At 42.4% G+C, this 20207-nt stretch carries 19 protein-coding genes; 12 read left to right on the plus strand and 7 right to left on the minus strand.

Features of this window, described 5'->3' with window-relative positions:
- Positions 1-3: 3 nt before the first annotated feature.
- Complete coding sequence (locus ACMXYN_RS14345) at positions 4-1674, minus strand: PAS domain S-box protein (protein WP_415892418.1); 1671 nt, start codon at positions 1672-1674, stop codon at positions 4-6.
- 256 nt (positions 1675-1930) lie between these two features.
- Here ACMXYN_RS14345 and ACMXYN_RS14350 point away from each other — a divergent pair, with 256 nt between their 5' ends.
- The 5 genes from ACMXYN_RS14350 (at position 1931) to ACMXYN_RS14370 (ending at position 5589) form a co-directional block, all read left to right on the plus strand.
- Complete coding sequence (locus ACMXYN_RS14350; protein WP_415892419.1) at positions 1931-2419, plus strand: hypothetical protein; 489 nt, start codon at positions 1931-1933, stop codon at positions 2417-2419.
- Positions 2409-3149, plus strand: coding sequence for an EAL domain-containing protein (locus ACMXYN_RS14355; RefSeq protein WP_415892420.1), 741 nt, complete (start codon positions 2409-2411; stop codon positions 3147-3149). The genes ACMXYN_RS14350 and ACMXYN_RS14355 overlap by 11 nt, the downstream gene beginning before the upstream one ends.
- A 71-nt stretch (positions 3150-3220) precedes the next feature.
- On the plus strand, positions 3221-3667 hold the full coding sequence (cadR, locus tag ACMXYN_RS14360; RefSeq protein ID WP_415892421.1) for a Cd(II)/Pb(II)-responsive transcriptional regulator: 447 nt from the start codon (positions 3221-3223) through the stop codon (positions 3665-3667).
- A gap of 96 nt (positions 3668-3763) precedes the next feature.
- On the plus strand, positions 3764-4399 hold the full coding sequence (locus ACMXYN_RS14365) for a cation transporter (RefSeq protein ID WP_415892422.1): 636 nt from the start codon (positions 3764-3766) through the stop codon (positions 4397-4399).
- Positions 4400-4527: 128 nt separating this feature from the next.
- Positions 4528-5589 (plus strand): DUF3137 domain-containing protein, encoded by a 1062-nt coding sequence (locus tag ACMXYN_RS14370; protein WP_415892423.1) that lies wholly within the window; start codon positions 4528-4530, stop codon positions 5587-5589.
- A 94-nt stretch (positions 5590-5683) separates the two neighbouring features.
- Here the strand turns inward: ACMXYN_RS14370 and ACMXYN_RS14375 are convergent, their stop codons facing one another.
- Positions 5684-6280, minus strand: coding sequence for a hypothetical protein (locus tag ACMXYN_RS14375; RefSeq protein WP_415892424.1), 597 nt, complete (start codon positions 6278-6280; stop codon positions 5684-5686).
- A gap of 233 nt (positions 6281-6513) precedes the next feature.
- On the opposite strand from ACMXYN_RS14375, the gene ACMXYN_RS14380 reads away from it, so the two are divergent.
- The 4 genes from ACMXYN_RS14380 to ACMXYN_RS14395 all read left to right on the plus strand — a co-directional run bounded on the left by ACMXYN_RS14380 (position 6514) and on the right by ACMXYN_RS14395 (position 9855).
- A complete protein-coding gene (locus tag ACMXYN_RS14380) occupies positions 6514-7311 on the plus strand; it encodes a substrate-binding periplasmic protein (RefSeq protein ID WP_415892425.1) in 798 nt (265 codons plus the stop codon).
- A gap of 378 nt (positions 7312-7689) precedes the next feature.
- Positions 7690-8622, plus strand: coding sequence for a DoxX family protein (locus ACMXYN_RS14385; RefSeq protein WP_415892426.1), 933 nt, complete (start codon positions 7690-7692; stop codon positions 8620-8622).
- Positions 8623-8716: 94 nt separating this feature from the next.
- A complete protein-coding gene (locus ACMXYN_RS14390; RefSeq protein WP_415892427.1) occupies positions 8717-9214 on the plus strand; it encodes an RNA polymerase sigma factor in 498 nt (165 codons plus the stop codon).
- On the plus strand, positions 9211-9855 hold the full coding sequence (locus ACMXYN_RS14395; RefSeq protein WP_415892428.1) for a hypothetical protein: 645 nt from the start codon (positions 9211-9213) through the stop codon (positions 9853-9855). The genes ACMXYN_RS14390 and ACMXYN_RS14395 overlap by 4 nt, the downstream gene beginning before the upstream one ends.
- Before the next feature lie 31 nt (positions 9856-9886).
- Here ACMXYN_RS14395 and yegD read toward each other — a convergent pair whose 3' ends face one another.
- Both yegD and ACMXYN_RS14405 read right to left on the minus strand, forming a co-directional pair.
- A complete protein-coding gene (gene yegD / locus ACMXYN_RS14400; protein ID WP_415892429.1) occupies positions 9887-11254 on the minus strand; it encodes a molecular chaperone in 1368 nt (455 codons plus the stop codon).
- A gap of 99 nt (positions 11255-11353) precedes the next feature.
- Positions 11354-12247, minus strand: coding sequence for a response regulator (locus tag ACMXYN_RS14405; protein ID WP_415892430.1), 894 nt, complete (start codon positions 12245-12247; stop codon positions 11354-11356).
- 292 nt (positions 12248-12539) lie between these two features.
- Here ACMXYN_RS14405 and ACMXYN_RS14410 point away from each other — a divergent pair, with 292 nt between their 5' ends.
- Positions 12540-13571, plus strand: a complete 1032-nt coding sequence (locus tag ACMXYN_RS14410; RefSeq protein ID WP_415892431.1) for a hypothetical protein — start codon at positions 12540-12542, stop codon at positions 13569-13571.
- A gap of 588 nt (positions 13572-14159) precedes the next feature.
- On the plus strand, positions 14160-14783 hold the full coding sequence (locus ACMXYN_RS14415) for a LysE family translocator (RefSeq protein ID WP_415892432.1): 624 nt from the start codon (positions 14160-14162) through the stop codon (positions 14781-14783).
- A gap of 135 nt (positions 14784-14918) precedes the next feature.
- On the opposite strand, the gene ACMXYN_RS14420 is transcribed toward ACMXYN_RS14415, so the two are convergent.
- From ACMXYN_RS14420 to ACMXYN_RS14430, 3 genes are all read right to left on the minus strand, one after another.
- Positions 14919-16886 (minus strand): TonB-dependent receptor plug domain-containing protein, encoded by a 1968-nt coding sequence (locus ACMXYN_RS14420; RefSeq protein ID WP_415892433.1) that lies wholly within the window; start codon positions 16884-16886, stop codon positions 14919-14921.
- A gap of 584 nt (positions 16887-17470) precedes the next feature.
- A complete protein-coding gene (locus tag ACMXYN_RS14425; protein WP_415892434.1) occupies positions 17471-18805 on the minus strand; it encodes a histidine kinase sensor domain-containing protein in 1335 nt (444 codons plus the stop codon).
- A complete protein-coding gene (locus ACMXYN_RS14430; protein WP_415892435.1) occupies positions 18802-19506 on the minus strand; it encodes a response regulator transcription factor in 705 nt (234 codons plus the stop codon). The genes ACMXYN_RS14425 and ACMXYN_RS14430 overlap by 4 nt, the downstream gene beginning before the upstream one ends.
- Positions 19507-19647: 141 nt before the next feature.
- On the opposite strand from ACMXYN_RS14430, the gene ACMXYN_RS14435 reads away from it, so the two are divergent.
- Positions 19648-20145 (plus strand): aminoacyl-tRNA deacylase, encoded by a 498-nt coding sequence (locus ACMXYN_RS14435; RefSeq protein ID WP_415892436.1) that lies wholly within the window; start codon positions 19648-19650, stop codon positions 20143-20145.
- The last annotated feature ends 62 nt before the right edge of the window (positions 20146-20207 follow it).

Raw genomic sequence — 20207 nt, forward strand, 5'->3', positions numbered from 1 at the left:
TATTCATTCACAGGACAGATCAGGCAAGGTTAATTTAACGAGTAAGCCAGGCTCATTATTGAGCAAACTGATGCTGCCACCTAAGACAACCGAAACGAGGTTATAGACTCTATAGAGGCCCAGCCCCGACGTACCATGTCCCATTTTGGATGAGAAAAATGGGTCAAAGGCGTGCTCTTTAACCTTCTCATCCATGCCTTGACCGTTATCAGAAAAATCAATTTCAACACCCGATTTCCCTTTAGTCACAGCAAGCTCAATACGACTGCCTTCCCCCAACTGTGCATGGTTCAAACTGTTCTCTAATAGACTTACTAAAATTTGCTCGAGCGCTTCTTCATTGCTACAAATATTTAGATCTGAGGGAACGCTATTAGCTAGCTCGATATGCCGCTGCTTACATCTATGCAGATAAGCTCCAAATACACCTTTTGCAACAGCATGGAGAGAGAAACTGTGAGTGATTTTTGTTTTGGTATCGCTAGATAGCTCTTTAAAGCGATTAATCAGGTTAATGCTTCGATTGAGGTTATGATCCATCAAAGCAATCGATTCCGCTTCTGTTTCCAAATATGCACGGAGTTGAGACTGACTCAGGCTGCTGTTATCAAAAGAGTGTTGTAACTCTTCCAAATTATTTTGTGCTGTCGTTAATCCTAAGAGAATATTCCCTAAAGGAGAGTTCAGTTCATGCGCTACACCAGAAACTAAACGCCCAAGCCCAGCGAGCTTTTTAGCTTCAACTAGCTGCTGAAGTGTTGATTGCAACTCCTCGTGAGCCCGTTTTAGTTTGAGATGATGATCTTTTTCAGCTTGCTCAGCTTTTACACGATCAGTTATATCCTGAAGCGTTTCGATGGCACCTACTGTATTTCCGTCAGTATCTAGCAGCGGCGAGGCATTAAAGTGGAGCCAATGCCCTGAAGGGCCAATATTGGGAAAAAGATCCTCAGCCTCACAGGCGCCATTGATCAAGCTAGATAAGGCAAAATGGTACCCATAATATTCCTGTATCTTTTCAGCTGGCGCGTTATCCACAACAAGATCGGCCATAGTTGGCCTTGATTCAGCATAGAAGCCTCGCCAACTATCATCACGCCCAATTGCTTCACTCGCAGGTACACCAGTCAGCGCCTCACAGGCTTTATTCCAATGGGTCACCTTGTGTTCTTTATCAATAACAAAGGTGGCAATAGGGCTACCTTGTAGTATCTGCGACAGTTGTTGCTGGCTGGCTTTCACTGCCTGCTGAGCATTATGTAGAAGCGTTAAGTTACGTCCTACACCGCGATAGCCGCTAAAGTTACCTTCTCGGTCATAAGCAGGCTTACCGCTAACCGAATAGTGCTGAACAACGCCATCATTCCCTGGTACTTCATATTCAAAATCGCGGAAAGGCAGGTGTTTTTCGTAGCAATTGATATGCACCTGTAACTCTTCATCGGTTAGGCCTTGGATAGGCATTTCCCAACGTCGCTTTCCGATAAAAAGGCTTTGTTTACGCTGCAGTTTCTCGGTCAACATCCCCCAAAATCGAACAAATCTAAAAGAAGCATCCTGCTCCCAAAACCAATCGGAAGATAGGCCTGCAAAATCAGACAGAAGCTCATTCTCATCTTCCAACTCTTGGATCCGCTTCTGTAATGCTTCTATGGATGGCGTTTTATCAGACATAACCACAGTTAATACAAATGGGGGTAACTCAATTCAGAATAGTTAAGGAACCGCCTATTCACCAAATTCCCCCATTAACTATGTCGATCTTAGAAGCATCTCCATGCCGGAACATCAAAATAGATTTGACATAGATTTAAAAAACAAAATAAGATGTATTTTTTTTACATCTTATGTTTTTGTAGCCCAATATCGTTATTCATCTACTTAATCAGTACAGGTTACAACGGGAAAATTCTGGCAGGAGAACATCAATATGCGCCTAGCTAGTGCCAATCAATCCATCGCTAATGCCTTACTCAAAGGGCAAAACAATAATCAGTGGAGTGCCGTGTTATTAACACAGCACAAGCAACTTGAAGAAGAAATCGCCAATATTCAACGATTACTGGCACGCGATTTTTGTCACTTACTTCAACTAGATAAAGCGCTGAAAAGGTTGATCAAAGGTGTGGTTATTCATCTCGATCTAGAAACCTGCTTCCTAGTGCCGACACTGCAAGGTAGCGAGCTAAGCGCCCAGCAAAAACTTGCTTTGACACAGAGCTACAAGAAGCTCCAACAGACATGCCATAACACCAGTGACTACATTCATCATCTAAAGCTGACCAAAGGTAACCGTCTGATCAATATGGAAAATAACCTGAACATCCAGAGTTTCCTTCAGGAGATTAGCCAACGTTTAAAAGATGAAGACTCTATCTATTCTTGCCTAGATACTGATGAGGCGACTTATGCTGTTTAACTATAGTGGCCGCGAAGCTCACCTTGTTTGGTATTCACAGGAGCTTTTTACTGCGGGGTTAGATAATGGCTATGGAAGAGAAGTTCTGTGCAGAGGTTTCTTCTTAGATTCTGGGGCCAAAATCCCCATGCGAGAACTGATCCCTTATCTATATCGAAATACCGAACTGCTATTGAGAATGACCAGCCAGCAGATTAAAGACACACTTGATACACAGTTTGAAGATGAATCCAGCATTTGGATCAATCTTGCCGGGCCTCTGATCGCTAGTGACCAGCTCTTTCAAAAACTGTGGCAGGACGTTCTACTAGATCTGGATGAGAAACAGAAGCAACGCTTAGTGTTGGAAATTTGCGAGCACGATATTAGTGATGAGATCGTGTCCCGTCGCGTGTCTTTTTTAAAGCAGCATGAGTTTAGTATCGCCATGGATGATTTTGGCGCAGGCTATTCCAATTTGCAGCGACTACTACAAGCACCCTTCGACATTATCAAGCTCGATCTAAAACTGCTTAATGATGTACCGACAGACCTTTGGGCTGCCAGCTTTTATCATCAAATCATAAAGCTGTGTTCATCTAAAGGCTGCATAATCGTGGCTGAGGGTGTTGAAACTCAGCTGCAATCAGACTTTGTGCGCTGGGCAGGTGTCGACCTGATTCAAGGCTATCTCTATTCCACCCCAACGGAACATCGTCACTCGGTCTGCCAGCAAATGACTAATACCTAAAATGTAGATAATTCATTTCACCACCCAACCTGATCAAGCCTACAATTACTTCAGGGTTTGAGGATATGTTTATGAAAATCGGCCAATTAGCAAAACGCACAGAATGTCAGGTAGAAACCATTCGCTACTGGGAGAAAGAGGGCTTACTTCCAGCTCCCTATCGTTCTGAAGGTAATTATCGGATCTACAACGAACAGCATCTAAGTCGTATTCTGTTTATCCGTAACTGCCGTAGTTTAGATATGAGCCTTCATGAGATACGAACATTGCTAGCCCTCAAAGATCAACCGTCTGAAAGCTGCCACGATATTAACGATCTAGTCGATAGCCATATTGAGCACGTTGTTAAACGTATCCAAGCCCTCACATCTTTAGAACAAGATCTACGCAGTTTACGCCAACGTTGTGAGACAGAGAGCGATATCGAACACTGTGGCATACTTGAGGGGCTCTCCTCCGATAAACCCCATACCGAACCAGACACTGACACACATATTAGCGGTCTACACGGCCATTAAAGCTACGATGACGAGACTTTCTTGACCCTGTAGTGGCTATAGGCTTTTTAATTACCTTAGAACTTTTTTACACGATGTCGTTTTGAGGAAAAAACAATGGCCGGTAGCTGCTGTAATGCAAACCATACTAAAAGTGCATTAGAAGATGGGCGCTTTCGAAAAGCCCTATGGATCGCCCTGTTGATCAATGCCAGTATGTTTATTATCGAGATCATCGCTGGCTTGAATGCATCTTCAGCATCACTCCTTGCTGACGCGATCGATTTTCTAGGCGATTCCGCAAACTATGTCATCTCACTGTCCGTACTTTCTATGGGCATGTTATGGCGATCGAGAGCAGCCCTGATCAAAGGGTCAACCATGCTCCTGTTTGGCATAGCCGTTTTGCTAAAAGTACTATGGGATGCGTTTAATGGCCAAACTCCAGAACCAGTCACTATGGGCATTATTGGCTTACTAGCATTAGTAGCAAATGTAACTGTCGCTATCATGCTTTATACATTCCGCAGTGGCGATGCTGATATGCGATCTGTATGGCTATGTAGTCGAAATGATGCCATTGGCAATGTTGCAGTAATGATCGCTGCTGCGGGTGTATTAGGTAGTGGGCAAGCATGGCCAGATCTTTTAGTAGCAACCATCATGGGCCTATTAGCCACCAGCTCAGGTATCAGCGTCATAAAACAAGCAAGGCTGGAAATAAAATCTCAAGCGACCAACGCTTGTCCATAATTCCCAATTAGGAAGTCCGCGCTAAGCTGACTAGGTTATACCCCCACAAACCTAGTCAGTTTAAATCCACAAACAGCGTTGTTATGCTCAAGCCTCTAAAAATTGTTTAACTATCCAGTAGGCTTTGTGTGAACGCACCTTCTTACCAACCCAATGGCCGTCAAAAACGGCTCGATACAGCAACTGACGCATTTCTCGATACGATCGTTGATTTTATCGTCTACCGAATTTTTCGTAAAAAGCCTGCGCAACTGAAGTTTGATGTTGCTCCAGAACAGTTCGATGCGTTAAAGCTGGCCTGCGCTACTGAATGGGCTGAGCTGCTTAGAGAGCGAGAAAAAGCCAAAAAAGCCTGTGACCGTCGTTTGCTAATAGGTTTTATCGCGTCCCTAGCCTGTGCAGTCATTTCTATTGTGGTATTTATTGGGGGAGGCCTCTTTTTAGCGATCATCCCTCTGTTAATTTCAGGATTCAAAGCCGCTAAATTCAAACAAGACTTTAATCACCATTTTGCTGAAAATTTACTGCCAAAAATCCTCGATCATCTAGACGGATTTCACTATGAGCGTCATGGAATCATACCGCTGGACTCAGTCCGAGATAGCCGCATACTGCCACCCCATCAAGAAGAATTGACCATACAAGAGGACTACCTCCGCACTGAGATTGGGGCTGTAACGGTGGAAATGGTGGAGTGCCAATTAAGCCGAATGAAAACTGATGCTAAAGGAAATAGAAGGAAGAGCACCGAATTTAAAGGGGTGATCCTGAATATGACGCTGCCACACACTTTCCCTTCTCGTGTGATCTTGCAAGCAAATTGGGGGAAGGTACTAAGCTTTTTCCAACAGAAGCCTATGGATAAAGATCAGCGTATCACGTTAGACAACAACCCCTTTGGCAAGGATTTCCATATTTATGCGGAAGATGAAGAGCAGGCTAAGCAGATTCTGACACTGGACTTCTTACAAAATTACAAAAGGTTTACCGATAAGTTAGACGTTGCAGCAACAGAGATGAGTCTATTTGGTGATCAGTGCGTCATGCTGCTCCATCGCCCCAAAGATCTCTTTATGCCACCTAATCTTCACGGTGAAATATGTGAAGAAACGGTGCTTTATCCGATGTTACAAGAGATCGAGATGATCGAAGAGCTGACGGTTATCGCTCTTGAAGCTAGCGGCGCTTAACCTTCCTCATCCTTCATTTCTATCAGCATAAAAAGCCCTTTTTGTTAGATTCAAAAAGGGCTTTTTTAATCCTTCGCTACAACTGCACAGACATCTACAAAGACATCACGTGGATAACCGGATAAAAAAAACTGACCGCTAGGGTAGAACGAACAATCAACATCACTTGATTGAAAAATGCCTGCACAACAAAAGCAAAAACCCCCAATAACCCTAAGTAAGTTACTAACATATGCCCAGGGCTAAAATAGCCAAACCATTCCCGAAGCGTTGCTATCTGGGATAAACCAGCTGCCAAACATAGCGTCGCTGACAGAATAATCACCATCTCCAGCTTCACGCTCCAGTTGAGATACTTAATCTCTTGTCGGCATCGATCATAAAGTAGATGCAGTGACGGCGGCTCTAAGGTAAAGGCGTAAACAATAGCGATAAAAATGGGTAATACCGAGAGTAAAAGTAGGTAAAACCCCACAACAACCATCGGTTCCGTTACAACCAATCTGAATAGATCGGCAGACCCCAACGTGACTAATAACGACATCAGCGCAATGTTATTGGCGTGAAAGAATAAGCGGGTGTAAAAGCCTTTGCAGGTCAGATTCAAGAAGCCATCAAAAAAGAGATAGCTCACTAACGCAGTTAAAACGATAACACCGAAAATATCTTGAAAGTGGAGGCTCGTTAACATCTCAACACGCCTCCCGATAAAACGGCGGCGTGCGCAACCAAGCTACGCAGCAAGATAAACAATCAACAACGGATTGGATAGATCTGGTTTTCATGCTCATTCCTTTGAACACTTAAATTGTTAAATTCCTTTTGCCCTAGTTTGCCGCCAGCTGTTCATAAGATCAACACCTGTCGACAAACAAGTAGCTATTCATTCTCCGCTACCCAATATTTTTTGACTATAGTGAAGAGATGAAAGTGTTTTGCCGCTGCCGTTCTGAGGTTACTCCGTTGTTACAACGCCCCTTAATTTACACACTCATGCTGACGGCTCTACTTTGCTGTAATACCGCAAAAGCTGAGGTTGAGACATTAGTTGTTGGCGCTGATTCTTGGCCTCCGTTCCGCTTCGTGACGCCTGAAACCGTGACCGGTATCGACCACGAATTATGGAAGAAACTCTCTAAGCGAATAGGTTTTAAGGTCCACTACTTACGCTGTCCATGGAAACGCTGCTTGCGAATGATGAAGAATGGTCAGATCGACGCAATGAGCGGTTTAGCATGGCGTGAAGAAAGAGCTGAATACATTACCTACGCTTACCCTCACTACTACAGTTGCAGCACCCAACTCTATCTTCCTCATGGTAAATCTCGCCGTATCAGTAAACATAGAGATATGCACGCGATGACCATAGGCATGGTCGGTGGCTCCGCTTATTACACTGAATTTGATCAGGATACGGATATCTATAAAAAAAGCGTGACCCAAGAAGCCGTGCTTCCCAATCTATTACTAGAAGGCAGGATTGATAGCTTTATCGGTACGGATTGCCAAGCTGATTATGAACTCGCTTCACGAGGCTTAACCCCACAAATAGATAAAGCCGTTTTTAAACCTGGGAATAAGGTCGATCTGTTTGTCGGACTCTCGTCAAATTCTCGCTGGGCACTGCGTAAAAAAGAGTTTGATCAAGCCCTACAACAGCTACGCGAAGAAGATTTTGAAGGGAATGCTCTTAAATTAATCTCTCCATTCGCAGTTGAATAACATAATCTACTTAAAATAAAACTTACCCCAGTTTTCTGTGGATAAGCGTGTATATTAATTTTGGACAACCGCTACAAAGCCTATAAATACTGGCTCAGAGCAGTTTGTTTGTTTTTTGACCTTGTGAATTAAGGTTTCAGTTATTCCTCCTTAAATCAACACCTTAATTCAGAAAAGCTTCCCTTTTTTGCATCTTTTTCATAATTAATTTTCACAATCGTGCAATCAAAATACCTACTGATTCGTCTTTAAAGGCAGCTACACCTTAACGCCCCAAGAGCACCTGTCACTTCAAAGCCAATAACATGATTGCACCCCAGTTTTGTTGCTCAGCTTGGAATGCTCAGCGGGGCATTTTTTTCTGCAAGGCATATATAGATGAACAATACCCTTACTCACAATCGACAAAAAAACTACGACGAAGCCGCTTTATATTTGCGTTTAGGTCTCGGCATTCTTTTTATTATTGGCGGCGTATCTAAACTCAGCCAGCTACTTTCCAGCGCTAAGCATGATGCTATCGTTGCTAATTACATGGGATCGACAGGCTATATCAATGAGCTTTTTCAACAGTATCTTTTTACTGGTTTCTTAGGTGAGCTATTAACACCTTCTCTGTTCTTAACTTCACTTTCAGCTTTTGAACTCGTATCTGGAATCGCATTAGTTGTTGGTTTTCTGGTGAGACCACTGGCACTGGTTTATGCCTTCCTGCTTTGGAGCTTTGTCTTCTCACTCCCCGTGATGACAGTGCCTGATACTGAAATTGCAGTGAAAACATATACATCCCCAGCAATGTTTGTGCAGATTAGAGATATCGCGCTTTCCGGGATGATGTTTGTACTTTTTAATCTGGGTCCAGGTCGTTACAGTCTCGATCTATTACAACGACAACATAATTACAGCATCAGTTGGGATGCTCTAGGTTTACTGCTCCGCCTCTCGATTGGCATTATGTTTTTAGTCAGTGGCAGCTTCGGTGCTTTCGCAAAAGTTCCTACCTTTGCTACTTGGCAACCATTACTGTTGTTAGCAGGTCTTATTATTCTATTTGCACCACCACTCTTGGTGAGAGCAGCGGGGGCTGCCACCGTAGCGATAATGCTCTGGTATATGGCCTACAAGCTTAATTTTGATAAAAGCCTAATCGCTAACCTAAATAGCTTTAAACGTGAATTCGCTTTCCTTGCTGCCGGTATTGTTTTGATCCGTTTTGGCGGTGGTGAACGTTTTGCCTTTAACGATCTAATCGTGCGCTTTAAAAATTCGTTAAAAATTCACTCGGAGGTTAAAAAATCCGTTACTGAATGAAACTCTTCAGATAATTAATGTTCCAAATGGCTTAGCCAATACTTATCTGAATAGGCTGCCCTTAGATCAGGGGCAGCCACGGTACAATTTATAAATGCTAGACAAAAATAAGCTCAATCAGCTTTATCGCTATGCTTTATCCCTCACTCGAAATGAGGATCAGGCATACGATCTGTTACAGCAATGTGTAGAAAAATTTCTACGCAGTAATTCCTCTCACATAAAGGAACCTGAAGCCTATATAAAACGCAGCATTCGTAACGCTTTTATCGATCAATGTCGTGGGAATAATAAACTACTCTCTTTGTCCGATTTACCTGAAACCGTAGAGAAGATAAATCAGGCATCATCGGATTCTCTAGAAAATTTGTATATACAACAACGCGATGTAGAACAATTGTTAAAGTTACTAAGCGCTGAAGAGAGCGAACTGCTCTATCTATGGGCCATAGAAGAGTACAGCATGGCGGAAATAGCAGAGATTCAGGGCATACCCAGAGGAACTCTACTGTCGAAAATGCACCGATTAAAAAAACGAGTCCAACTAGAGCTAACCGAAGAGCAATGGGTTCCAAAGGAGGCGATGCAATGAAATCAACCGCACCTAAAAACTTAAAATCAGCTCTTAAAGCACACTACGAAGATCAGTCATTAAGTGAAGACAAGTTAGCTCAGCTTCTGTCTATGCAAGAAGAGCTTAGCAACCAATCGGATATAAATGTTGAAACTCCGAAAACCAGAATCAGCTGGTTAGAGCAATGTAAAACTTGGTTTAGACTGCCGCGATTAATGGTTCCGACATTGGCTTTAGCCTGCATTTTCATGGTTGTCAGTTTGATGCCGATGCCTATATCAGGCCCAAGTATTGTGAATGAAATTGCGGGCCATCATGAACAGCCAAGCGAAATTTCTGTATACACATCTTCTATAGATGAACTTGGTCAACAGCTAACCCAGCTAAGCTTTAAACTTATTTCATCGAGCAAACTTGGAAAGGATATGTGGCAGTTGATCGGTGGTAGTTACTGTTCAATTAATGGTGAAATTGCTGCTCAGTTGAAAGTGCGAAATATTGAAAATAATCAGATCTACACATTTTACCAAGCAGAATATCCAGAAGGCCTAACCCTAGAACAGGTTGATACTAAGAATATTATTAACAACCAAGGAACGACCGTTACTCTCTGGCAAGAAGGTGGTTTATTACTGGGTATTGCACACACCACAGAATAAACCACGCCCATCATGCTTTCATCGCATTGGTTTAGCGATAAAGCTTCTCAGCCCAGCGTGTTAGCCCAGCTGTCACACTACCAAAGTGATCGCCGTCGACAACGTCTATATCACCCAACAAAGATGCAATTGCCTGCCGAACAGCAGGCGATTTTGTCGTACCGCCAGTCACATAAACTAGCTCTGGTGTGCAACCGGCTTGCTTAATCACTTCACTCATCAGATCCACTATCTTTGCTACCGGACGCTCTATTGCCGACTCATACACCTCACGACTGATTGGCTGCGATAATTCCTTATCGAGGTAGCTTAGATCAGAAATTACTTGTTCCTGATCAGACAAAGAGATCTTCGCTAGCTCGGCACTGCGTACTAACTGATAGCTTTGCTTTTGCTCTTGCAGCTGAATTAAACGCGCTACTTTTTCAGGCTCCGCTGCATCACGCTGCATTTGCGCCATCATTTCGACCGAAGCCAAGCTATTGAATTCGACCTGCGAGGGTATGTCATTTACTGACACTGCATTCCAATAGGATTGAGAGGGAATAGGTAGCCCATTTTTCAATTTCCCTCCCATGCCTAGAACTGGTGTTAACCCGTAGTAAGCTAGGTGAATATCAAGGTCATTTCCCCCTACCCTAGCACCACTGTGACCAAGGAAGTCAGCTGAACGTTCTGGCTTATCGCGATAGCTCGGCCCCATTTTCACAATGGAACAGTCACTGGTACCACCACCTACATCGACAACTAAAACGACTTTGTCTTGCTCTAACCCTGCTTCAAAATCAATTCCGGCCGCTAAAGGCTCATACAGAAGCTCAACATCGACAAAACCAGCCCTTGCTGCTGCGCATTTCAATATACGGCAAGCCTGCTTATTAGCCTCTTCACCACCACTGCCTTGGAAGTTAACCGGACGACCAATGACGGTTTGCGTAATCGAATCCCCAAGTGATTTTTCAGCCGCCTGCTTTATCTGGAACATCATGGCTGTGACAACATCTTCAAAAAATGCCAAATGCTGTGTTTGTAGGCCACTCGCGCCTAAAAAGGATTTTGGAGATTTAACAAAGTACCCTTCTTCAGGAAGGTCTATGTATTGATCAATCGCTTCTTCGCCAATAAAGAGAGTCTGCTCATCAGATAAAACGCCAAGAGATAAACGAGACGCTGAAGCCTGTCTCAATTGAAGGCTGCGTTCTTTAAGATAAGTATCGCGAATTTTAGGATTACTAATTTGACGCGCAACACCCTCGCAGATTAATTCGCGAGAGAGTGCATATAGAGTAGAAGGTACGTATTTCTGCTGCTGATAAAGTGACAATAACCGCACACTATTATCTGCTTGAAGAACACCCATGGCGCAATTTGAACTACCGTAATCAAAACCAGCAATCATGCTTTCGATCTTACATCTTCAGAAAAAAGGGCGCGCAAAGTAACACTTTTTGCATTTAGAAGTAAGAGCCGTCAGTAACAAGTCACAAAGCTATGCTGTCTACGAAGCGATAATGGTCAAATTTCCCTTACCATAATCTGGAATTTCAATTTCAAAATCGACCCTTTCCGCTTCCGACTTCTGAAAAAGCTGCTCTATTTTGGGGAAGGATTTAGGCATAAGATTGACACTTCGCAACTGTAGCCCTCCTTTATCTTTACCGCTCTTCAGGGAAGCGCCTATTACTCTAAGGATCTTTTTACAATTTTCCTGCATCGCCTTAGGTAATATTTGATCTGAAATAGCATTACTCACATCACTTGTAGGCAAGCCATCCAGTGATGCCCCTAGAATACATGACCCCGAGAAATTGATTATTGCGACCATACGTACCTTTTCTTCCTCTTTCGCAGAAAAAAGTCCGAGTAGGCATGGCGTCCAACCTTCATGATAAGGCAAAGCAGCAACGTTATTTACAGCAATCTCTTTCTTAGAGGCTACTTTTAGAATCTTGGATATAACATCACCGCTGGGTAAGAAAGCCAGCTTGCTTTGATCGAGCTTAGGTTCTTCTTCCTCGATTGAGGACATAGGTGTCAGGAAAGGCTTAACGGCTTGATGCAGCGCATCATCTTTGAAAGGTTTATTAAGGATAAACTTAGCTCCGGCTTCCTTTGCTAGCTTAACTTTATCTGCTGATGTTTCTGTAGTGACAAAACCAACATTTGTCGACAGCATCTCTTCATTAATTGCTTCAAGTAGCTCGATCCCTGTCATTTCGGGCATATGCCAATCCGAAAGGATTAGCTCGGGTTTCCACTCTCGAATTATTTCAAGCGCTTCAATACCACTACCTGCGACTTGAAGATCCATCTCTTCTAATCCGCAGCCTTCCATACCGCGCCGCAATATAAATTGCATTGCTTTACTATCATCAACAATAAGAATACGCACAGTAATAACCTTATTTTTTTGTTTTTATATAGATTGGCGTTTTATTGATTACTCACTATTATCCCTAACAAAGATAATATATTTAATAAGCTCTGAATAAAGCTAATCAAATATTAAGCCATTAATAATCTAGAATATTTGCATTAAGGTCAATCCATGCATTTTTTTTGATTGCTAAATTTCTCTTATGTCCACTAAAAATAGGCTCTCTAGAGCCAACCTCCATTAGGTTGCCAAGAATAAGTAAGCTGGTATATTCCTTGTAATAAAATACAATTTATGAGGATTATTTTTGAACGAAATCTACCTCACATATTTATCTTCGGTCCTTGCAGTATCCCTTTTCTTATCGTGGTCTTACTTTATTTACCGCGTACGTAAATACAACAAAGTTAATGAGCAATCACTAAAAAATTTATCCAGTGCAAAGAAAATCATTAAGCACTTAAAAGAAGAAATTTTATCTTCTAGAAAGAAATCATCGGACGCTGCCAAAAGCGCACAAGAAAGTGCAGAGGTCGCAAAACAAATGGTGGACTGCCTGCTCGATCAGGACATACCGTTGGAAGCGATGAGTAATCTCAATAGTTCTCAAAAAACACTAATAGATCAGTTAGACGCACTTTCCAATGAGCAGAATCACGACGATAGAGAGAAAAAACAGCTTAAAATTCATGTAGCAACTCTTAAAGCCCAGGCCCAAGCAACAGAAACGATGATTGATCGCCTGAAAAAAGAGATCGAAGCAAACCGTTATACACTGTCACACCTAGAGGACAAGCTCGATAAGTCAGAAGAAAAAATTGAGCATCTTGAAGCCATCAAAAATAAAGCCAAAAATGTTCTTAGTAAAAACGCAGAACTTAATCAGCAAGTACGTCATCAATCAGAACAGCTACAAGAACATAGTCGCCTAGAGCAGCAGCACTCCTCGTTGAAGAAAATAAAGCAACACCTAGAACGTACCATAAACAAGCAGAAACACGCGCTAGAACATAACCAGCAAAGAATCACCGCTCTGCAATCAATGCTTGAACAAAGTCAGTCAGTATCGACTAAAAACCCAGAACCATTCGATCCATCGATACAGGATGAAATTGATCAGTTAACGCAAAAGGTTTCGGTATTAGAAATCGAAGTATCTGAAACCGAGGGAGCATTAGAGCGTGCAAACCGCGAAAAAGAGTTTCTAGAAACTCAATTTCTGGAAATGATCGATTCTCTAGAACAAGCAAATGATACCAAGCACGAACTCACTCGAGTGAAAAAAGAATACTCCATGCTTGAAGAACGATTCATCATGATGCACGAGGAATCAAACTAACCTTAGACGGTTAGTAAGCTAAAAGAATAACGTCTCTATGCACCTTAATTTTTTCTTTCCTTCCCTATGGATAACCTTCTAGGCTTAGCTCGACCAAGCAAGTAGGCACTTACCTTTTCAGCACTCACAATCTGTGAACAAACCTTCAAAAGCACCCCACTTTATTGCTTAAGCTCCTTCCTATTGTTTCTCCCCACAAACTGTGGATAAACTTGTTAACTATTTATGGACATCCTCCATAAATCCCATGATAACTGGCCTACAGAGGATTGATCATATTTCAACCTTGTAGAATAAGGATCAAATCGTTCGGTAATAGCAATATTTTTTTAAATTATTTTCTGTCGCCAAAACACTGTATAAAAATCATCCAGTCAAGACCTAACAGTAAAAAAATCCATCCACGCAAGCTGTGGATAAAACTGTGAATTAATTCTGTGTATCCCTTCCAAAGCCCATTCTGACGGGGGTGTAAAAATCTGGTTGTTTTTTACACCGTAAAAATTATTTTTCTTAATAATTGATTTTGCACAGCATAAACTCCTCGCTATATTAAATTTGTCCATAACAACGGGTATTGTTTTTCTGATGTCACTCACACTTTTATCCCTGTTCATTCCGACTTTCTTTTTTGTCTCCATTACACCCGGAATGTGTATGACCTTGGCATTGAGTCTAGGTATCTCTATTGGCGTCAAACGTAGCTTACATATGATGTGGGGGGAATTGATCGGGGTTGGTTTAGTTGCCGCATCTGCAGCTTTAGGCGTCGCTGCAATAATGCTGAACTACCCAGAAGTGTTCACTATTCTCAAGTGGGGCGGTGGTGCTTACCTTTGTTGGCTAGGTTATGAGATGTTTTGCTCTCGTGGCAAATTGGTAATCACCGAACCCGGCGAACAAAAACAAGAAGTTTCAGGATTACAGCTAGCAACAAACGGCTTTCTTACTGCCGTTGCGAATCCAAAGGGCTGGGCATTTTTTGTCACCCTTTTGCCTCCCTTCATTGATGCAGATCTACCTATGGCGCCGCAATTAGCCATACTGGTTGCTTTGATTCTTTTACTTGAATTCATCTGCCTGCTTATCTATGCCAGCGGCGGTAAACTACTCAAGCACCTTTTAATGGAACGGAATAACGTCCGCCTTATGAATCGAATAGCCGGAAGCCTAATGGTTTTGGTTGGTTTGTGGTTAGCTCTAGGTAAGTAACCAATAAGAAAAAACCCCACCAGCTCAGCTGGCGGGGTCTGATTACGTTTCCTTAGAAGGGATGGACGTCAGTCCTAGAAGCGTAAAACAGTATTCTGCAGATGCTCTAAAGCCTCCTGCAGTAGCATCTAATCATCAGAACTTCAGTTTAGCGCCTAGCACAAACGAACGCCCTGGCTCATTCAAAGTAGTATCGGATCCGAACTCATGCCCATAAGATGCACGATCTGAATAATCTTCATCAAACATATTATTAACAGATGCACGTAACGTTAGGTTATTGATCGCCTGAGGAGCATATTCAACAAATGAATTTGCAACCGTGTAGCTAGGAAAAGCTCCTGATACAGTATTTGTACCATCATGACCATCCATCGAAAAATAATGCTGAACGTCAGCGCCCAAGGTTGTATTAGCACTATCAATAGACTGAACAAAGTCAACTTTCAATGATCGACCAATAGCAGTTCCGATATAATATGAAGATGTAGACCCTTCGATACCATTAATTTCCGTATCGATATCAACATAGGTTAAACGCGCAGATCCAGACAGCCATTCATAACGGCTAGTTAATTCGAAACCGTCAGTTTTCACATCGCTGTAAACGTCGGGGCCGACGCCATACTCTTCATCACGAATATCGTCAATTTCAGTATTAAAGAGCTTAACACCAACGGTCAAACCGGATAATGACGCATTTAAAGCCTCGCCATTGACGCTAAGACCAACATAACCGTTTTCAGCTTCTGATTCTTTAAAACCACCAGAGTAATCCCAACCAGGGTTACCAATGTATGGTTCCATAAGCTGTACCCCTCCAAATACATGGGAGTAACCAGCGCTAACCGTAACAAATGAAGTGATATCAAACTCACCTGAAATATTACCGGATACACCGTCACTATCATGAACAGATCCGTCTATCCCTTTGATTTCATGATCATCAAAACGTGCACCAAAAGATACGCGGCTACGCTCTGTCGGAGTCAGTCGCGCTTGGGCGAACACACCTACATTTTGTGCTTCTTCCTCAAAAGTCGCCCAGCCTGGGAAAATACCTTTACTTGTATCATCAAAGAAATCTACACCGGCATCGACAGTTCCTGTTCCCATTACAAACGTATTGGCAATAACACCATTTAAACTTTCGTACTCACCAAAGGTTGTGTACGGAGCATCTGTTGGAATCCAATCCAATTTCGTCTCTGACCGAGCCACTTTAATATAAGGGTTAATTAAACCTTCAGGAGAGTCATCTTTAACAGAGAATACTAGCGTTTTGCGGTCTAGGTTGTTGTTTTCTGACAAAACACCACTATTGAAATTAGCCCTTCCAGGACGATTACCGTCATCTTCAACAGCTTCGTAAGATAGTTTTGTACGGTAACCACTTTCATTCAGATAACCGATTTTAATTAGACCCGTTTTTAACGCTGACTCAGAGCCCACGACTACATCATTATTACCGTCTTCAAAGTCATTGCCGCTTGCCTTTTTGGCATAACCAAGGACTTCAAAACCACCCGAACGGCCATATAACGAGATATTTCTATCAAATGTATCGCCATTGGTATTGTATTCAAGACCAACAGAGCCACCGAAGTTATCGCCATCTTCCAATAAGTCGGAAACATCTTTGGTCTCATAAGCCAGGGACCCGCCTAATGCTCCCGGACCCGCATCTGCAGGCGCAACACCGGCATCAACACTTACAGCTTTCAACAATTCAGGATCGATGATGTTAGTGCCTGAATGGTGGAATAGTTTGTTATTTTGACGTGCACCATCGATAGTCACAGCCAAGTTTGTCTCTTCAATACCGTGAACATATACCTTTTGTGACGCAGAGATTGAGCTACCTACTTGTACACTTGGTGTGTTTCTAAATACATCCTGAAGATCGTTAGGATTCAGGCGCTGAAGTTCCTCCAAACCAATTCGATTTTCACCGACGTCCGAAGCTACGCCCTCAACTTTAATTTTGTCCAAGCGCTCATAACTATTTTCTGAGTCTTCTTGAGCAGCAGCAATTTGGCTGGATACTGCATAACCAATCAGTAAAGACAATGAAGCGCGTCTTTTGTTTTTCTGTGAAATCATGTAATTCCTACCTACATTAAACTTATCAAACTAAAGCTGAGAGTGAACATAGCCAAAATTTTGCACTGCAACCCATGAGGGGGGGGATTCGGTTTTCATTCCAGAAGGGGATAAGAAGACCTATCGATAATCTCTAATTGTTTCGGTAGCTACTCTTCGATCTGTTTGAGATGGACTTACAAATAAGTCACATAGCACACATAAACTGTGCTTAAGTTACAAACCAACTGAGGGCTAGCCTTCTCCATCTAGAGCATGACAAATGCAACAAATAATAACCATTTACAATTACGACCCATTATCAATAAATGTAAAAAAATTGTCACAACGTTTACATTTGTTACTTACTGAAGGATTTTTTAGGGGATATGTCTCAACCTAAATAAGCTTCTCACCCCGCTAAATAAGGGAATTAAAGCCTGTAATTTCACGTTATTTAGAGGTCTAAATAAAGGAGAATCAGTTTTCGATTGGTCAAAATCTGAGTGCAGAGGAAACATATGCCTCACTCCACAATGATAACCTCATCAGATTGCTAAAGAGGAAACGAAACGAGTTAAGTTTTTATCTTAATTAACTGCCTTTTATACCGGTAAAGTGATATTTATCTGTAAACCACCGCTGGTCATATTTGACGCTTTAATGGTGCCGGAAACCGCTTCTACCTGCCTTTTAGCTAATGCCAGCCCAAGCCCAAATCCACCCGAATCTGCACCGCGCGATTTCTCAACTCGGTAGAATGGCTGAAAGATTTTTTCCAGTGATTCTTCAGGAACGCCAGGCCCCTGGTCACAGATTATAAGTAAGTACTCACCACCCTGAATGCACAGTTCAGCACTCACTTCTCCACCACAAGGTGTATAACGTAAAGCGTTTCGAATAACATTCTCTATGGATTGTCCAAGAATTCGGTGACTAGACAAATCAAGTGGTGCACTCTCGGGCATACTACTGACGAGATTACGATCAGGATACTCGAAGCGGGCATCATCAATGATGCTATCTAGCAGGTCCACCAAATCAAGAGATTCTCCCTTTATTTGCGGCTTCTCTGTGTCCATCCAAGCTAGGGTTAAGGCATCTTCTGTCATTTCTCGCATTTGCGCGACTTCACGCTTAATACGCTCAATACTTTCTGAACAGTTCTTTTCACTCGCTCTACTTAGCGCCATTTCAATGCGCGTGATAGGCGTACGTAGCTCATGAGAAAGATCAGCAATTAGCTGTCTTTGAGTAACAATTAATCCCCCCGTATGTTCCGCCATGGTATCGAACGTTCTAGCCAAAGAAGCCAGCTCATCATTGCGTGCTCCTAGAGATTGACTGACACGAGCATCATAGTTGCCTTCATTAAATTGCCGAGTCGCCTTCTCCAATTTCTGAATAGGTGTGACCAAATGTCGATATAGCATCAAACACACTAATGCTAAAACCACAAAAGGCAGAGCGATCTGTAACAACAATTGTGCTGGTTTTAAAAATCCACCCGGCCTCATACGTTGCGGCAAACGGATCAAAAAATGGGTATGACCATCAACGAAAGGCAGTTCCATAACGGGGTTATAAGCATAGTAAAGATGGATCATATATTCGACATTTCGGCCAAGCCGCAAACTGCCAGAGTAATAATCATCCATGTAGTTACCTGCCAGTAACGTTAAATCCGATCCGGCAATCGCAATCCAAGTATCCTCTTTTTTTTCCAGATCCTCGATCCATTGATCAAGTAACTGCATATCACCTGCTTTATAGATTTCCTCGGCTTCAGCAGCCCAAGACTTCATCTCTAGCTGGTACTCTTTAGAGATTAAACTCATACGTTGCTCGGTATGGTTTGCAAGCCAATCTATAGCACCATACAAAGCGACAGTCCCTGCCACTAGAATGGCGAACAGCTTCCAAAATAAGCGCCGTTTCATTTAAAGCAGTACCCTTCACCATGTACCGTTTCTAACGGTGAGACATCAATACTTTGCTGCGAAAGTTTTCGTCTAATTCGACTCACATGCATATCTAAACTGCGGTCGTAGCGACTGTATTCTTTGTTAAGAACGGACTGGTATAGGTGTGGTTTACTAAGGACTTCGCCACTTTGTTTCACCAGTGCCCACAGCACCTTAAATTCAATTGGAGTGAGGACGACCTCTAGATCATCGCGATAGACACGATTCTGCTTTCGGTCTAAGTGGAAAAAAGGAGTTTTAATAGTATCTTGTTCGATCTGGCTTTCGACCAAGTATCGGGTACGCCGTAATATTGCCTCAATTCTGAGCAGTAGTTCAGTAATATTAAATGGCTTCGCCAGATAATCATCAGCACCGTTGCTGTAGCCGGTAATACGTTCCTCTTCCGCGCCACAAGCAGTTAACATCATCACCGGTGTTTCACGTTTTGTACGTAATTTACTTAATAATGAAAAGCCATCTAGTCCCGGTAGAAGCACATCTAGCAAAATTAGATCATAGGTTTTACTCAATGCGGAAACCAATCCCTGACGTCCTTCAAAACGTTGATCAGTTTCGTACCCCTGCTCTTCTAGGAGCGAGGTGATCTGATTATTTAACGTACGATCATCTTCAATAATTAAAATTTTCGCCGTTGAAGCAACACCTTCAGCCATAGTTACTACTCGAATAAATGGTAATCAATTACATTTACGAATGGAGTTTATTTCAGGTTATTCAAAAATGCAATTTAGTGTAGCGATCCCCTTCCAAGCAACTAGACTTATAAAACGAAGTCTCTGTTGGGAGTAATAACCATGTCCGTATCAGCCACACTCTGTAGTTTTTTAGAAAACCAAGGCTGCAGTTATGACACAATCAAACACGACTACTCTTTTACTTCTCTCGATAGTGCGCACAGGGCTTCAATACCGGTAACGCAGATGGCCAAAGCGGTTGTCATTCATCAGAAAAACAAGTTCACCCTTGCTGCAGTTCCTGCGATGAACAAAGTTATGCTACCTCAATTGGCTGCAATTACCGGCTCTCCAGCGAGGTTAGCAAAAGAAGCCGAAATAAAACGTATATTTGGTGATTGTGAAGAAGGTGCTATCCCAGCTATAGGTCAAGCTTATGGTCTCGATGTGGTTTGGGATGACCAATTGGCTGAGGCTGAAGATGTATACATTGAGGCGGGAGATCATAAAAACTTAATCCATCTTAAACGCCAGCAGTTCCAGAATTTAATGAAGAATAAGCAGCACGGAGAAATAAGTTGCGCACCTGAAGAGCTGTACGACCTTAGCCATTATTAAGCAATGGATATTCCTATATAAACCCTCTTGAATATATGTACTCAACATTCAAATTTAGCTGC

This window comes from Neptuniibacter sp. PT8_73 (assembly GCF_047778045.1).
GTDB lineage: Bacteria > Pseudomonadota > Gammaproteobacteria > Pseudomonadales > Balneatricaceae > Neptuniibacter.

Bases quoted from the DNA above. Each gene is read 5' to 3' on its own strand.
- ACMXYN_RS14345 (WP_415892418.1), bottom strand. From the start codon at position 1,674: ATGTCTGATAAAACGCCATCCATAGAAGCATTACAGAAGCGGATCCAA.
- ACMXYN_RS14350 (WP_415892419.1), top strand. From the start codon at position 1,931: ATGCGCCTAGCTAGTGCCAATCAATCCATCGCTAATGCCTTACTCAAA.
- ACMXYN_RS14355 (WP_415892420.1), top strand. From the start codon at position 2,409: ATGCTGTTTAACTATAGTGGCCGCGAAGCTCACCTTGTTTGGTATTCA.
- cadR (WP_415892421.1), top strand. From the start codon at position 3,221: ATGAAAATCGGCCAATTAGCAAAACGCACAGAATGTCAGGTAGAAACC.
- ACMXYN_RS14365 (WP_415892422.1), top strand. From the start codon at position 3,764: ATGGCCGGTAGCTGCTGTAATGCAAACCATACTAAAAGTGCATTAGAA.
- ACMXYN_RS14375 (WP_415892424.1), bottom strand. From the start codon at position 6,280: ATGTTAACGAGCCTCCACTTTCAAGATATTTTCGGTGTTATCGTTTTA.
- ACMXYN_RS14380 (WP_415892425.1), top strand. From the start codon at position 6,514: ATGAAAGTGTTTTGCCGCTGCCGTTCTGAGGTTACTCCGTTGTTACAA.
- ACMXYN_RS14385 (WP_415892426.1), top strand. From the start codon at position 7,690: ATGAACAATACCCTTACTCACAATCGACAAAAAAACTACGACGAAGCC.
- ACMXYN_RS14390 (WP_415892427.1), top strand. From the start codon at position 8,717: ATGCTAGACAAAAATAAGCTCAATCAGCTTTATCGCTATGCTTTATCC.
- ACMXYN_RS14395 (WP_415892428.1), top strand. From the start codon at position 9,211: ATGAAATCAACCGCACCTAAAAACTTAAAATCAGCTCTTAAAGCACAC.
- yegD (WP_415892429.1), bottom strand. From the start codon at position 11,254: ATGATTGCTGGTTTTGATTACGGTAGTTCAAATTGCGCCATGGGTGTT.
- ACMXYN_RS14415 (WP_415892432.1), top strand. From the start codon at position 14,160: ATGTCACTCACACTTTTATCCCTGTTCATTCCGACTTTCTTTTTTGTC.
- ACMXYN_RS14420 (WP_415892433.1), bottom strand. From the start codon at position 16,886: ATGATTTCACAGAAAAACAAAAGACGCGCTTCATTGTCTTTACTGATT.
- ACMXYN_RS14425 (WP_415892434.1), bottom strand. From the start codon at position 18,805: ATGAAACGGCGCTTATTTTGGAAGCTGTTCGCCATTCTAGTGGCAGGG.
- ACMXYN_RS14430 (WP_415892435.1), bottom strand. From the start codon at position 19,506: ATGGCTGAAGGTGTTGCTTCAACGGCGAAAATTTTAATTATTGAAGAT.
- ACMXYN_RS14435 (WP_415892436.1), top strand. From the start codon at position 19,648: ATGTCCGTATCAGCCACACTCTGTAGTTTTTTAGAAAACCAAGGCTGC.